General features: G+C 45.5%; 13 protein-coding genes and 2 tRNA genes. 1 reads left to right on the top strand and 14 read right to left on the bottom strand.

The window, feature by feature from the left end; all coding sequences use genetic code 11:
* The 8 genes from MSG33_RS12525 to pncC all read right to left on the bottom strand — a co-directional run bounded on the left by MSG33_RS12525 (position 1) and on the right by pncC (position 7,273).
* A tRNA-Arg gene (locus MSG33_RS12525) sits at positions 1-77 on the bottom strand.
* Positions 78-109: 32 nt separating this feature from the next.
* Positions 110-201 (bottom strand) — tRNA-Ser (locus tag MSG33_RS12520).
* A gap of 334 nt (positions 202-535) precedes the next feature.
* Positions 536-733: a carbon storage regulator CsrA gene (gene csrA / locus MSG33_RS12515; RefSeq protein WP_004415691.1), complete on the bottom strand. Its 198-nt coding sequence runs from the start codon at positions 731-733 to the stop codon at positions 536-538.
* A 92-nt stretch (positions 734-825) separates the two neighbouring features.
* The gene (locus MSG33_RS12510; RefSeq protein WP_248381227.1) at positions 826-2,013 is read right to left on the bottom strand and encodes an aspartate kinase; all 1,188 of its coding nucleotides are present in this window, start codon (positions 2,011-2,013) and stop codon (positions 826-828) included.
* Between the two features lie 212 nt (positions 2,014-2,225).
* On the bottom strand, positions 2,226-4,808 hold the full coding sequence (alaS, locus tag MSG33_RS12505; RefSeq protein WP_199803560.1) for an alanine--tRNA ligase: 2,583 nt from the start codon (positions 4,806-4,808) through the stop codon (positions 2,226-2,228).
* Positions 4,809-4,950: 142 nt separating this feature from the next.
* The gene (gene recX / locus MSG33_RS12500; RefSeq protein ID WP_005393871.1) at positions 4,951-5,418 is read right to left on the bottom strand and encodes a recombination regulator RecX; all 468 of its coding nucleotides are present in this window, start codon (positions 5,416-5,418) and stop codon (positions 4,951-4,953) included.
* Positions 5,419-5,546: 128 nt separating this feature from the next.
* Positions 5,547-6,590 (bottom strand): recombinase RecA, encoded by a 1,044-nt coding sequence (gene recA / locus MSG33_RS12495; protein WP_005393872.1) that lies wholly within the window; start codon positions 6,588-6,590, stop codon positions 5,547-5,549.
* A 200-nt stretch (positions 6,591-6,790) separates the two neighbouring features.
* Positions 6,791-7,273 (bottom strand): nicotinamide-nucleotide amidase, encoded by a 483-nt coding sequence (gene pncC / locus MSG33_RS12490; protein ID WP_046875089.1) that lies wholly within the window; start codon positions 7,271-7,273, stop codon positions 6,791-6,793.
* A gap of 84 nt (positions 7,274-7,357) precedes the next feature.
* On the opposite strand from pncC, the gene mutS reads away from it, so the two are divergent.
* Positions 7,358-9,919, top strand: a complete 2,562-nt coding sequence (mutS, locus tag MSG33_RS12485) for a DNA mismatch repair protein MutS (protein ID WP_006743294.1) — start codon at positions 7,358-7,360, stop codon at positions 9,917-9,919.
* Between the two features lie 82 nt (positions 9,920-10,001).
* Here mutS and rpoS read toward each other — a convergent pair whose 3' ends face one another.
* The 6 genes from rpoS to ispF form a co-directional block, all read right to left on the bottom strand.
* Positions 10,002-10,988 (bottom strand): RNA polymerase sigma factor RpoS, encoded by a 987-nt coding sequence (gene rpoS, locus MSG33_RS12480; RefSeq protein ID WP_005393877.1) that lies wholly within the window; start codon positions 10,986-10,988, stop codon positions 10,002-10,004.
* An 80-nt stretch (positions 10,989-11,068) separates the two neighbouring features.
* The gene (locus MSG33_RS12475) at positions 11,069-11,992 is read right to left on the bottom strand and encodes a peptidoglycan DD-metalloendopeptidase family protein (RefSeq protein ID WP_248381226.1); all 924 of its coding nucleotides are present in this window, start codon (positions 11,990-11,992) and stop codon (positions 11,069-11,071) included.
* 13 nt (positions 11,993-12,005) lie between these two features.
* A complete protein-coding gene (locus tag MSG33_RS12470; protein WP_053807562.1) occupies positions 12,006-12,632 on the bottom strand; it encodes a protein-L-isoaspartate(D-aspartate) O-methyltransferase in 627 nt (208 codons plus the stop codon).
* Positions 12,632-13,408, bottom strand: a complete 777-nt coding sequence (gene surE / locus MSG33_RS12465) for a 5'/3'-nucleotidase SurE (protein ID WP_046875092.1) — start codon at positions 13,406-13,408, stop codon at positions 12,632-12,634. Before surE ends, MSG33_RS12470 begins: the two co-directional genes overlap by 1 nt.
* Complete coding sequence (gene truD, locus MSG33_RS12460; RefSeq protein WP_046875093.1) at positions 13,408-14,451, bottom strand: tRNA pseudouridine(13) synthase TruD; 1,044 nt, start codon at positions 14,449-14,451, stop codon at positions 13,408-13,410. The genes surE and truD overlap by 1 nt, the downstream gene beginning before the upstream one ends.
* A gap of 46 nt (positions 14,452-14,497) precedes the next feature.
* Entirely contained in the window at positions 14,498-14,974 is a 477-nt protein-coding gene (ispF, locus tag MSG33_RS12455) for a 2-C-methyl-D-erythritol 2,4-cyclodiphosphate synthase (protein WP_005393886.1), read from the bottom strand.
* Between the last annotated feature and the right edge of the window lie 16 nt (positions 14,975-14,990).

Genomic DNA, 14,990 nt, shown 5'->3' with positions numbered 1-14,990 from the left:
TGGCGCGTCCTGGAGGATTCGAACCTCCGACCGCCTGGTTCGTAGCCAGGTACTCTATCCAGCTGAGCTAAGGACGCACTTTTTTGTTGATTTATCAACGTTGCAAGAATGGCGGTGAGGGAGGGATTCGAACCCTCGATACGGGATAAACCGTATACTCCCTTAGCAGGGGAGCGCCTTCAGCCTCTCGGCCACCTCACCGTCTTGCGGAGGCACATATTACGTTTTACCGAAAATATGTCAAACACTTTCTTTGAAAAAATCCACGAAACTGACTTAACCGTTGCTGATTTAATCAAAGTGACTATTAAACGAACTTTACCACTCTATTATGATGAAAAAAAGAGAGTCTTCTCTGAAAAAAAGACATTTATTTTCAAACGACTTCCTGGTGTTCGATTCAACAATATTGACGGATTCACAGCCACACTCAACACAATGGTTTCCGCAAATCTTCAAAAACATTAAAGACTAAAAAGGCCAACCCTTCGGTTAGCCTTTTTCATTCAAACTAAGCTCTGTAAACAGGAGCGACTTAGTAGTTACCTGAAGCAACGTTGCCATTGCCTTTTTCAGCTTGAATGCGCATGTAGATTTCTTCACGGTGAACTGAAACCTCTTTCGGAGCGTTAACGCCGATACGTACTTGGTTACCTTTCACACCTAGTACAGTTACAGTCACTTCATCACCAATCATCAGTGTTTCGCCTACGCGGCGAGTCAAAATTAGCATTCTTTGCTCCTTGAGTAATCTCTAAATTTTCTTGCTACAAAGCTATTATCCAACAAAAGTTATATTTTCGTAAACTACCTTGTTAGCGAAAATCAGCCTAAAAAGGCATGTTTTTGTTGAATGTTTAATGCTTCACTAGATGTAATGTAAGCATCATGCAGAATGTTTGCTGCTGTATCCACACATTCGGGTGCTAAAACTAGCATCATAGTGAGTGCATTCGTTGCGCTGAAATTGATCTCAATATCTCGCTTTGCCAACAAATCGCATGCGTGCTCTACCATTCCATTGGCCTCAAGCCCCACTGCGGTCAACAGGCTTACCACTTCACTATTACGGATTTTGTCGCTGAACACCAGATCGAACTTGGCACATGCATCTTGTTTTATCATGATACCTGCCCGTTCTGTTTCCTCGATCACATTCCAAATGTCTATACCCAGCATCTGACATTGTTTTGTAGCACTAGATAAATGTTCTTTATCGACTTCGATAATGGCAAGGTCACGTTGAATGGCTATACCAGAGACGGCTTGACTGCCTGACTCCCCCTTTACCAAACTGCCTTCATTAACATCAAATGTCGAAAGCACGCGTAGTGGCACATTATTCTTCCATGCAAATTGCACTGAAGGTAAATGTAATACTTTTGCGCCTCGGCTTGCCATCGCTTCCATTGAAGGAAAATCGATAACCGCCAATTTGCGCGCATTTTTCACTACACGTGGGTCACAAGTATAAATACCATCAACGTCGGTAAAGATTTGACACTCGTCAGCGCGCAATGCGCCCGCCAGTGCCACTGCGCTCGTATCTGAGCCACCTCGACCTAATGTGGTGATATCCCCGTTCTCATTCACACCTTGAAATCCCGCAACAATCACGATTTGGTCTTGCTCAAGCAATCCCATAATTGTCGTGGTATCAATGTGTTTAATCGTTGCGTCATTGTGTTGATTATCCGTCACAATATTCGCCTGTGCTCCGGTAAGCGAGCGCGCAGCATGACCCATTTTATTCAAAGTCATGGCTAACAGTGCCATTGACACTTGCTCACCAGCAGAGAGCAAAACATCAAGTTCTCGAGCTGTAGGTACGCTATCTATCTGTTTAGCGAGATCCATCAGTCTGTTTGTTTCGCCTGACATTGCAGACACGACAACAACAACTTGATTGCCATCATTTTTCGCCTTAATGATGTGTTCAGCGACTTGGTGGATTCTTTCAATTGAACCCACAGAGGTTCCGCCAAACTTTTGCACGATAAGGGGCTTTTTCACCAGTCTTCACCTTCCCAAGACCGAAGTCTCTTTAGAACTGCTTACATCTTAAATATTTCCTTTGAGAAAAATTATATAAGCAGTAGTTACAACAAAAACCAAGCAGCTTAAATGACTCGGTTAACTTTTGGTCAATTAAACCACTTGGTTGCTAAAAAAAATTACGCTCAATCAAAGAAACTTGATTGAGCGTAATTTTATTAGTTAAGAGCTTATAAACGCTCTTCTAGCCAAGGCTGAACTGTTTTGATTGCCTCTGGTAGTGCTGAAACATCAGTACCACCGGCTTGAGCCATGTCTGGACGACCACCGCCCTTACCACCGACTTGCTCTGCAACCATTTTAACTAGATCACCTGCTTTTACTTTACCAGTGAGATCTTTAGTCACACCAGCAATCAAGCCAACCTTGTCACCCGTTACATTTGCAAGCAGTACAACACCAGAACCCATTTGATTCTTGATGTCATCAACCATGGTACGTAGGTTCTTGCTATCAGCACCTTCAAGGGCCGCAACTAGAACTTTTGTGCCATTTACTTCAACCGCTTTGCCCATGATGTTAGCGCTTTCTGCGGCTGCCATCTTATCTTTTAGCTTCTGCACTTCTTTCTCTAGTGCTTTTGCTTTCTGTGCAGATTCTGCCAGTTTCTCTTCGTACTTCGCATTTTGAGCTTCAATGGCGTCTAATGCCGCCTCGCCTGTTACCGCTTCAATACGACGAATACCGGCTGCAATACCGCTTTCTGATGTGATTTTGAATAGACCAATATCACCCGTGCTTGATGCGTGAATACCACCACAAAGCTCAGTAGAGAAATCGCCCATAGATAGCACGCGAACTTCGTCATCGTACTTCTCACCAAACAATGCCATTGCGCCTTTCTTCTTAGCAGACTCAATGTCCATCACATTGGTTTCAATCGTGTGGTTACGACGAATTTGTGCGTTTACTAGACGCTCAACTTCTTTCAGTTCTGCTGCAGTTACTGCCTCTAGGTGTGAGAAGTCGAAACGTAGGCTGTCAGCTTTCACTAGTGAGCCTTTCTGAGTTACGTGCTCACCAAGAACTTGGCGTAGTGCTGCGTGTAGCAAGTGCGTCGCTGAGTGGTTAAGAGAGATAGCTGCGCGACGCTCTGCGTCAACGATGGTTGCCACTTCGTCACCTTTCGCTAGCACACCTTCTGCCATTACACCGTGGTGTGCAATTGCGTTACCGAGTTTTTGAGTGTCTTCAACGCGGAACACACCAGACTCAGTACGGATTTCACCCGCGTCACCACACTGACCGCCTGACTCTGCGTAGAATGGCGTTTCACCAAGCACGATGATGGCTTTATCGCCTGCAGATAGTGAATCTACTTCGTTGCCTTCAACAAACATCGCAGCGACTGAACTAGAACCTTTAGTACCAGTGTAACCACAGAATTCTGTTTGCGTATCAACTTTGATTGCTGAGTTATAATCTGTACCGAATTGACCAGCTTCACGCGCACGTTGACGCTGCTCTTCCATCGCTTTTTCGAAACCCTCTTCGTCGATCGCGAACTCACGCTCACGTGCAACGTCGTTAGTGAGGTCTGCTGGGAAGCCGTAAGTATCGTAAAGCTTGAATACCGTTTCGCCGTCTAGCACTTTGCCATCTAGGTTATCTAATGCTTCGTTAAGAATTACCATACCGCGCTCAAGTGTACGACCGAAGTTTTCTTCTTCGATACGCAGTACTTTTTCAACCACTGCTTGTTGACGCTTCAGCTCTTCGCCTGCTGTACCCATCACTTCTGCTAATACGCCAACAAGCTTATAGAAGAATGCACCTTGTGCACCTAGCTTGTTACCATGACGTACGGCACGACGAATGATACGACGTAGTACGTAACCACGACCTTCGTTTGAAGGCATCACACCATCAACAATCAAGAATGAACATGAACGGATGTGGTCAGCAATAACGCGTAGCGATTGGTTCGATAGATCTTCATAACCAATGACTTCAGCCGCGGCTTTGATAAGAGTTTGGAATACATCGATTTCGTAGTTTGAGTGAACGCCTTGCATGATTGCAGAGATACGCTCGATACCCATACCAGTATCTACCGATGGTTTTGGTAGCGGTTCCATAGTGCCGTCTGCGTGACGGTTGAACTGCATGAATACGTTGTTCCAGATCTCGATGAAACGGTCACCATCTTCTTCAGGCGTGCCAGGACGACCACCCCAGATGTGTTCACCGTGATCGTAGAAGATTTCAGTACATGGACCACAAGGACCAGTGTCGCCCATTTGCCAGAAGTTATCAGACTCGTAAGGCTTGCCACCTTCTTTGTCACCAATGCGAACGATACGATCAGCAGGCACGCCAACTTTTTTGTTCCAGATGTCGAATGCTTCGTCATCGGTTTCGTAAACGGTTACCAATAGACGATCCGCAGGCAGTTTAAGAACTTCGGTTAGGAATTCCCAAGCAAATGAAATCGCATCTTCTTTGAAATAGTCGCCAAAGCTGAAGTTGCCTAGCATTTCAAAGAATGTGTGGTGACGAGCGGTAAAGCCAACATTTTCCAGGTCGTTGTGTTTACCACCAGCACGTACACAACGTTGAGCCGTAGTCGCTCGAGTATAGGCTCGTTTTTCTAAGCCTAAGAAACAATCTTTAAATTGGTTCATGCCTGCGTTTGTGAACAGCAGGGTTGGGTCGTTATGTGGAACTAACGATGAACTTTCTACGATTTGGTGTCCTTTGCTTTCAAAGAACTTGAGGAACGCGTTACGAACCTCGTCAGTGCTCATGTACATGCAGCTCTTCCTGAAAATAGTCGAGTTAGAATTTTGCCGTATTGTAGATCATGCAAACAGCTGAGACTAGTTTTCTTGAGGAAAAGAGGGAGTAGAAGAAAAAATTTGAAGCAAAACAAAAATCAGCGCAATTAGATCAACGCTAATCTTGGTCTTCAAAGGCAAGCGCATAGCTAATTTGGTCGAAACTGTAGCCTCGGTATTGTAGAAAACGGACTTGTTTCGCGTATTCTTTTTGGTCCTTGGCTTTGACACCTTTGAATTTCTTTTCTGCCGCCTGCTTAGCAAGTTCAAACCAGTCTTGCGGTTCTTCAGCCATGGCTTGCTCAATCACCGATTCCGCAACACGTTTCTGGTTTAACTCTTGGCGAATTCGACGCTCTCCATGTCCTTTGTATACATGCTGCCGAATTTGGCTCTTCGCATAACGTAAATCATCTAAATAGTTATGGTCTAAGCAAAAATTAATCGCGATTTCGATGTCTGATGCTTCATAGCCTTTCATCGACAATTTTTGGTACAGCTCATACTGACCATGATCGCGACGGCTAAGCAGTTGGATAGCCGCCTCTTTGCTCGATAATGTTGGTGTCTGGCGCTTTTGGTACATGGTGATCCTAAAAGTATTTTTGCTGTACAGACTCTCAATGGCCTTTGTGATGATTCGATTTTTGATGTCAATAGATACAACAAAGCCCCGCATTGCAGGGCTTTATCACTTTTTAATCTGTGAAGGGATTAAAACTCTTCAGCTTGCTCAGGCGCCTCGCCTGCTTCAGGAGCTTCCGCAAGGGCTGGCGCTAACAACATTTCACGCAATTTAGTATCGATGGTTTTAGCCACTTCAGGATGCTCACGTAGGTAGTTGCACGCGTTCGCTTTACCTTGACCAATCTTATCGCCTTGGTAGCTGTACCAAGCACCAGCTTTTTCAACCAGTTTGTGCTTCACGCCTAGATCTACCAGCTCACCTTCGCGGTTAAAGCCTTGGCCGTACATGATTTGCGTATTGGCTTCTTTAAACGGTGCAGCAATCTTGTTCTTAACTACTTTGATGCGAGTTTCGTTACCAACGACTTCGTCACCTTCTTTGATTGCGCCAGTACGACGAATATCAAGACGAACAGAAGCGTAGAATTTAAGTGCGTTACCACCCGTGGTCGTTTCTGGGTTACCGAACATCACACCAATCTTCATACGGATTTGGTTGATGAAGATACACATACAGTTAGACTGTTTTAGGTTACCTGTTAGCTTACGCATCGCTTGAGAAAGCATACGTGCTTGTAGACCCATGTGGCTGTCGCCCATTTCGCCTTCAATTTCTGCTTTTGGTGTTAGCGCCGCAACTGAGTCAACAACCATAACGTCGATAGCGCCAGAGCGAGCTAGTGCATCACAAATCTCTAGTGCTTGCTCACCAGTGTCTGGCTGAGAAACCAAGAGCGCATCGATATCTACACCAAGTTTCTTCGCGTAGACAGGATCCAGAGCGTGCTCTGCATCGATAAACGCACAAGTTTTACCTTCACGTTGCGCAGCAGCGATAAGCTCAAGCGTTAGTGTTGTTTTACCTGAAGATTCTGGACCGTAGACTTCTACGATACGACCCATTGGCAGACCACCTGCACCCAAAGCGATATCAAGAGAAAGAGAGCCTGTTGAGATGGTTTCTACGTCCATTGCTCGGTTATCACCAAGGCGCATGATAGAGCCTTTACCGAATTGCTTTTCAATTTGACCTAGCGCAGCGGCGAGCGCTTTCTGTTTGTTCTCGTCCATTACTTTCTCCGATTTATTCATCTTCTTTGGGCGACGAATAGTAATTCATTTTTCTTAAGCAGCTAACCTGCTCAGCAATGAAAGTTATTATACTGTTGATTCATACAGTGTCTATACCTGTATAGAAAAAATTTAGTTCACTGCTTCTAAGGATTTGCTCTAGCCCTTATCAATTCTGGGCTAAGACGGTGTAAGAAATTCTAAATTAAATGTTGATGCAATCGAGTCAATGCATGCATCACCGCTTGTTGACGAACTTCCGCCCTGTCACCAGAAAAATGCATGGTCTCAACAAAGAGCCAGTCGTGCTTATCCGCAAAAGCAAAGCAGACGGTTCCAACCGGCTTTTCATCAGTGCCTCCCCCCGGTCCAGCAACACCACTGATGGAAACCCCAATAGTGGCATTCGAGTGTTGAAGCGCACCTTGCACCATTTCAAGCACAACAGGCTCACTCACGGCACCATGTTCCTCTAAGGTTTCCACTCTCACACCCAGCATTTCCATTTTGGCTTCGTTGCTGTAAGTGACAAAAGCTCTATCTAACCAACCTGAGCTGCCTGCAATATCAGTAATAGCGGTCGCAACACCGCCACCCGTGCACGATTCTGCCGTCGTTAAAACATGACCATGCTTTGCCAATAATGCGCCTAAATCTGCGCTCAATTTTGTTGTTTTTTCCATAGCCAAAATGCCCTTTGTCTCTTTTTACTTGATAGGGATTCACGTATCCTAAGCCGCTACGGAAATAAACAAAAGAACTTACCTGTGAAAGCTGAACAAAAACACACTCCGATGATGCAGCAATACCTCAAGCTAAAAGCTGAGAACCCTGAGATTTTGCTGTTCTACCGCATGGGCGATTTCTACGAACTCTTTTACGATGATGCAAAGCGAGCGTCCCAACTGCTTGATATTTCGCTAACTAAGCGCGGTTCGTCAGCTGGAGAGCCTATTCCTATGGCGGGAGTGCCATTTCACGCAGTAGAAGGCTATCTAGCAAAACTTGTTCAGCTTGGTGAATCAGTCGCAATCTGCGAACAAATTGGCGATCCAGCCACCAGCAAAGGTCCGGTAGAACGTAAAGTTGTACGTATCGTGACACCAGGTACTGTTACGGATGAAGCACTGCTTTCTGAGCGTGTCGATAACTTAATCGCAGCCATTTACCATCACAACGGTAAGTTCGGTTATGCGACGCTGGATGTCACTTCTGGTCGCTTCCAACTGACAGAACCAGAAACCGAAGAAGCGATGACAGCCGAGCTTCAGCGTACCGCACCACGTGAGCTACTATTCCCAGAAGATTTTGAACCTGTACATTTAATGGCAAGCCGCAACGGTAACCGTCGTCGCCCAGTATGGGAGTTTGAGCTTGATACGGCTAAGCAACAACTCAATCAACAGTTTGGTACTAAAGATCTGGTTGGTTTTGGCGTAGAACATGCGTCCTTAGGGTTATGTGCTGCTGGTTGTTTGATCCAGTATGTGAAAGATACGCAACGCACTGCTTTGCCTCATATTCGCTCTTTAACGTTTGATCATCAGGACCAATCCGTCATCCTTGATGCCGCTACCCGACGCAACCTGGAAATTACTCAAAATCTAGCAGGTGGAACCGATAACACACTCGCTGCGGTACTCGACCATTGTGCGACGCCGATGGGCAGCCGAATGCTGAAGCGTTGGTTACATCAGCCTATGCGTTGCATTGAAACGTTAAACAATCGTCTTGATGCGATTGGTGAGATTAAAGAACAAGCGCTGTTTGCCGATCTTCAACCAACGTTAAAACAAATTGGTGATATTGAACGTATCTTAGCACGCCTTGCACTGCGCTCTGCTCGCCCTCGCGATATGGCTAGACTTCGCAATGCCATGCAGCAGCTACCAGAGCTAGAATCTGTAACCGCTTCTTTGACCCATCCATATCTAGCAAAACTGGCGCAATACGCAGCTCCGATTGACGAAGTATGTGATCTGTTAGAGCGTGCAATTAAAGAAAATCCGCCAGTTGTTATTCGTGATGGTGGTGTGATCGCTGAAGGCTATAATGCCGAGCTCGATGAATGGCGCAAATTAGCAGACGGTGCAACAGAATACCTTGAGCAGCTTGAGCGAGATGAGCGTGAACGACACGGCATCGATACGCTTAAAGTCGGCTACAACAACGTACATGGCTTCTTTATTCAAGTGAGCCGTGGCCAGAGCCATTTGGTTCCACCGCACTATGTACGTCGCCAAACACTAAAAAATGCCGAACGCTATATCATCCCAGAGCTTAAAGAGCACGAAGACAAAGTACTTAACTCGAAATCGAAAGCGCTGGCACTTGAAAAGCAGCTGTGGGAAGAACTGTTTGATCTATTGATGCCAAATCTGGAGAAGCTGCAGAATTTAGCTTCTGCTCTGTCTCAACTCGATGTACTACAAAACCTAGCAGAGCGTGCAGATTCGTTGGATTACTGCCGACCAACGCTTGTGAAAGACGCTGGCATTCACATTCAAGCGGGTCGTCACCCAGTCGTAGAGCAAGTAACAACAGAACCGTTCATCGCGAACCCAATAGAGCTTAACCCAGCACGTAAAATGTTAATCATCACCGGTCCAAACATGGGTGGTAAATCCACTTACATGCGTCAAACTGCGCTGATTGCATTGATGGCACATATCGGCTCTTATGTACCTGCAGAATCTGCACAAATTGGTTCTTTAGATCGTATATTTACTCGTATTGGAGCGTCAGATGATCTTGCATCTGGTCGTTCGACCTTCATGGTAGAAATGACGGAAACCGCTAATATTCTGCACAATGCAACTAAAAACAGTTTAGTGCTAATGGATGAAATCGGTCGCGGTACCAGTACTTACGATGGCCTATCTTTAGCTTGGGCAAGCGCGGAATGGCTCGCAACACAAATTGGTGCGATGACACTATTTGCAACTCACTACTTCGAATTGACAGAGTTGCCAAACCAACTGCCAAACTTAGCGAACGTTCACTTGGATGCCGTAGAACATGGTGACAGCATTGCCTTTATGCACGCAGTTCAAGAAGGTGCGGCAAGTAAGTCTTACGGCCTAGCTGTTGCGGGCTTAGCCGGCGTACCAAAAACGGTCATCAAAAATGCGCGTAACAAACTATCTCAGCTAGAGCAACTAGGGCAAAACAGTGACGCACCACGTCCAAGTGCAGTAGATGTGGCTAACCAATTGAGTCTAATTCCAGAACCTAGCGAGATCGAACAAGCCTTATCTGGTATTGATCCTGATGATTTGACTCCACGCCAAGCACTTGAAGAGTTGTATCGTTTGAAGAAGATGCTTTAAATCGATTCACTTAAGCGAGCACAAAAGAAAAAAGGCTATGGATAACCATAGCCTTTTGCATATCTACTGAAGTACGGATTATTTAATCATCTTCGACGTTAAATAAGTTTTCCATATTCAAACCTTGCTTGATTAAAACCTCACGAAGACGACGTAAACCTTCTACTTGGATTTGACGTACACGCTCACGTGTCAAACCAATCTCTCGACCAACTTCTTCAAGCGTCGAAGGCTCATAGCCTAGAAGACCAAAACGTCGTGCAAGTACTTCTTTCTGTTTTGGATTCAACTCTTCTAACCAATGAATCAGCGATGATTTGATATCGTCATCTTGAGTCGAGACTTCTGGATCGGAGTTGTTTGCGTCGGGAATAATATCCAACAGCGCTTTTTCACCGTCACCACCGATTGGTGTGTCGACAGAACTGATACGCTCATTGAGACGTAGCATTTTGCTTACATCTTCGACTGGAATATCTAACTGAGCAGCAATTTCTTCTGCGGTAGGTTCGTGATCGAGCTTCTGAGAAAGTTCACGCGCAGTACGCAGATAAATGTTCAGCTCTTTCACGACATGAATAGGTAGACGGATCGTACGAGTTTGGTTCATCAACGCACGTTCGATCGTTTGTCGGATCCACCAAGTCGCATAAGTAGAGAAGCGGAAACCACGCTCTGGATCGAACTTCTCGACCGCACGGATCAAACCAAGGTTACCTTCTTCAATCAGATCGAGTAGTGCTAGGCCGCGATTACTATATCGACGAGAGATCTTGACCACCAAACGTAGGTTACTTTCGATCATACGTTTACGTGCCGCTTCGTCGCCACGCAGGGCTCGTCGAGCATAAAGCACTTCTTCTTCGGCAGTAAGTAGAGGTGAGAAGCCAATTTCACCTAGATACAACTGAGTTGCGTCTAAGCTTTTACTGCTCGCGTCAAATTCTTCACGCGCAGCCGTTTTGCTTTCTGTGGATGATGATTTTTCGAGTTCGTTATCAATGGTCTTCACTGACGCATTGTCAAATGCAAACTCTTCAACTTTGGTTACTGTGTTGCTGATACTCATAACGCCTCCCCCTGGCGAGTTAGCAAGACATGACAACTCAATATGTCGCTAAATGATGTCGCAAGTTGTTTTTCAAAGTTTTAAGGCAAATAGCGTTTTGGATTCACCGATTTACCTTGATAGCGAATTTCAAAGTGTAGCTTGACTGATTTTGCACCTGAACTACCCATGGTGGCGATTTTCTGTCCGCTTTTTACACTTTGTCCTTCTGATACCAGCAGTTTGTCATTATGTGCATAGGCGCTTAAATAATTGTCGTTATGCTTTACTATAATTAAGTTGCCATAACCTCGTAGCGCATTGCCTGAATAAACAACGGTGCCGGCTGCGGTTGAAACGATAGCTTGACCACGCTGTCCTGCGATGTCGATACCTTTATTTCCCTGTTCTCCCGCCGAAAAGTTCTTGATTACTCTCCCTTTTGTTGGCCACAACCACTTAGAAACTTTATCACTCTTCGCCGTGGTAACTGGCGCTTTTTGCTTCACTTTTTGGTTATCTTTTGAACCAACATACTCCTTTGTTTTCGATTGTTCAACCTTCTTTGGAGGCTGTTTTTGTACGACTTTAGGCTTAGTCTCTGTAGGTTTTTGACTAGAGTTTTTACTTGAAGTTTTCGGTTTAGAGGCTGTTGATGTTTTCGTCACTGGGGCTGGTGGCGTCGTAACAACAGGAACCACAACGGGTTCAACTTTTTGGCCATATTTAGGGGCGACATATTTCGGAGCCCAAAGTTTTAGCCTCTGTCCAGGGTAGATGGTGTAAGGCTGAGTTAACTCATTGTAACGGACAAGATCATTTACATCTTTATCTGTGACATAAGCTATGAAGTAAAGTGTATCGCCTTTTTTTACCTCATAATAACTCCCCCTGTAACTTCCTCTTTCAAGGCTTGAATAGTCTTTCTTTAAGCTAGAGACAGGTGCAGGAGAATGCGCTGCACAACCAACTAGTCCTGCAGCAAACACAAAGCTAATACCAATATGACGTAATAACTTACTCACCTATCCCTAACCCTTAAGCTAAATCACCCGCAACCAGAGGTACAAATCGAACCATTTCCACAACAGTAGAGAGATATTCATCTCCCTTACGTTCAATTTTTAGTAACTGTTGCTCCTTATCTCCAACAGGAATCACCATCTTACCGCCATCTTTTAATTGTGCGAGAAGTGCTTGGGGGAGCACTTCTGCAGCTGCAGTAACAATGATGGCATCGAAAGGACCACGAGCTTCCCAGCCTTGCCACCCATCAGCATGCTTGGTTGAAACATTGTAGATATCCAATTGTTTCAGACGGCGTTTTGCTTCCCATTGCAACGATTTAATTCGCTCAACGGAGTATACATGGTCAACAATTTTCGCCAGTACTGCGGTTTGATAACCGGAACCCGTTCCGATTTCCAGTACGTGACTCGTTGGCTCTAGTTCGAGTAACTCGGTCATACGAGCAACAATATAAGGTTGAGAAATAGTTTGTCCCTGACCAATCGGTAACGCATTGTTATCGTAGGCTTGGTGCATCATCGCTTGAGAGACAAAGCTTTCTCGTGGTAAGCGTTGGATAGCATCCAGAACTCTTTGGTCTTTGATGCCACTGGAGATAAGAAACGCTATCAACCTGTCAGCATGTGGGTTACTCATTACTTCTCTTCCTTTAACCAACTATCCATTGCACGCAGCGACTCATGAGCAGTGAGATCAACTTGCAGAGGCGTCATTGAAACTCGACCATGTTCAATCGCATAAAAGTCGGTGCCCTCACCCGCATCTTGCTCTTTTCCTGGAGGCCCTAACCAATAAATATCATGACCTCTCGGATCTTTCTGCTTAATCATATTCTCTGCGTGATGACGCGCACCTAAACGCGTGACTTCGATTTCATCCAGGTTTTCTGCTGGTAAGTCAGGCACGTTTACGTTCAATAACCGATTCGTTGGAATCGGAGACGCTAAATGCTGTTGCACAATTTGACGTGCAATTTTTGCGGCAGATTCGAAATGACGCTTACCCACCAGCGAAAAAGCAACCGACTGAACACCAAGGAAATGCCCTTCCATTGCTGCAGCTACCGTTCCTGAGTAAAGAACATCATCACCCAAATTTGCACCGTGGTTGATGCCTGATAAAACAAGATCGGGCAAATCATCTTTCATCAGCTCATTCAGCGCGAAATGTACACAATCTGTAGGCGTTCCTTGCACTGAATAGATATTTGGGGCAATTTCAGTTACGCGTAATGGTTGCTCTAGTGTCAGTGAGTTCGAAGCACCTGAACGGTTTCGATCGGGTGCAACAATGGTCACTTCAGCGATATCTCGCAACTCATCAGCAAGTGCATGAATCCCTTGCGCATGTACGCCATCGTCGTTGCTGATTAAGACTCTTAGGGGCTTCGCGTTTAGTGAATCCTGTTCCATTAGTATTCTCTTTCTACTTCAACCTCATTAACTAACTCACGAACGATAGAGGTTGCAAAAGATCCCGCATCCAGTGAGAAAGTCAGCGTAATGTTGTTACCTTCAACCGTCCAAGCTAAATCTTTTGGCTTCAGCGCAATATCGCGACGGTCGTGGCGCATGCGATTACCACGAATCAGCGCCATGAGATCAGGCTCTTCATCTAAGAACGGTTGTTCTAAAGTAAGCGCATCCGCTTGAGTTGGAAGCGCATTATCACCTGCTAGAGCCGCGGTAATTGCCACTTCGCCTGCAGCAAATTGTGCTTGTAGATCTGCGATATTGCTTGCATCAACCAACTGAGTGCCAGAACTTGTCTGTGCAATATCACCATCGATGAATTTATCAAACACACCATTTTCTAGACGAGCAGAAACGATACGGTTGAAGATCCACGAACGCGCCGCTGATAAATACATGCTGCGCTTATTTTGATTACGGGTACGAACGTTTTCGCGTCCCCATCGACGTGCTTCTTCAAGGTTGTTGCCATCATTGCCAAAACGCTGACTACCAAAGTAGTTTGGCACACCAACTTGTTTCACTTTTTCAAGGCGTTGCTCTACATCTTCAACGTCAGTCACTTCAGACAAAGTGACAACAAACTCGTTCCCTATTAAGTCTCCAGGACGCAGTTTTTTGTTGTGTCGATCAGTCGCTAAGATCTCAATACTCGGATATTGAGCTAGGAATGCCGAGAAGTCCGGCGTTTCCCCTTTCGGTAAATGGACACTCAGCCACTGTTCCGTCACCGCATGGCGGTCTTTAAGGCCTGCCCAGCTAACGTCTTTCGACTTTACGCCACAAGCTTTCGCCAACTCATTCGCAACAAAACTGGTATTTTCTCCAGTTTTTCGAATACGCACCATTAGGTGCTCGCCTTCGCCCGTAAAGGCAAAACCTAAATCCTCACGAACCTGAAAATGTTCTGGTTGCGCTTTGATTTTTGCCGATGCAACAGGCTTACCCGTTAGATAAGCCAATGAAGATAAAATATCTGACATGATGTTTTTCCGCTGTTTACACAGCATTAAGGAGCAAGTTGGTTAATTATTGCTTGAACAGAAGCACCACGGCTTCCGTTGCAATGCCTTCTTTGCGTCCAGTAAAACCGAGACGCTCTGTCGTCGTCGCTTTTACGTTAATGTTACTAATATCGGTTTCTAGGTCTTCCGCAATCGCCGCACACATCGCGTCAATATGAGGTGCCATCTTAGGTGCTTGTGCCATGATGGTGACATCGGCATTACCAAGGCGGTAGCCTTGCTCTTTGACACGACGATAAACGTCTTTCAACAATTCGCGGCTATTAGCCCCTTTCCATTTATCGTCGGTATCCGGGAAGTGACGACCAATATCACCCGCAGCAATCGCCCCGAGTAGCGCATCAGTCAAAGCATGAAGAGCAACATCACCATCTGAGTGGGCTACTAAGCCCTGCTCGTAAGGGATAGCAACACCACCGATAATGACCGGGCCTTCACCACCAAATTTATGCACGTCAAAACCGTGACCAATTCGAATCATTTTTTATCCTTTCTTT

This window comes from Vibrio sp. 1CM7H, from assembly GCF_023161645.1.
GTDB classification, from domain to species: domain Bacteria; phylum Pseudomonadota; class Gammaproteobacteria; order Enterobacterales; family Vibrionaceae; genus Vibrio; species Vibrio diabolicus.
The sequence above is the reverse complement of the archived record's forward strand: the minus strand, read 5'-3'. Positions and strand labels throughout refer to the sequence as shown.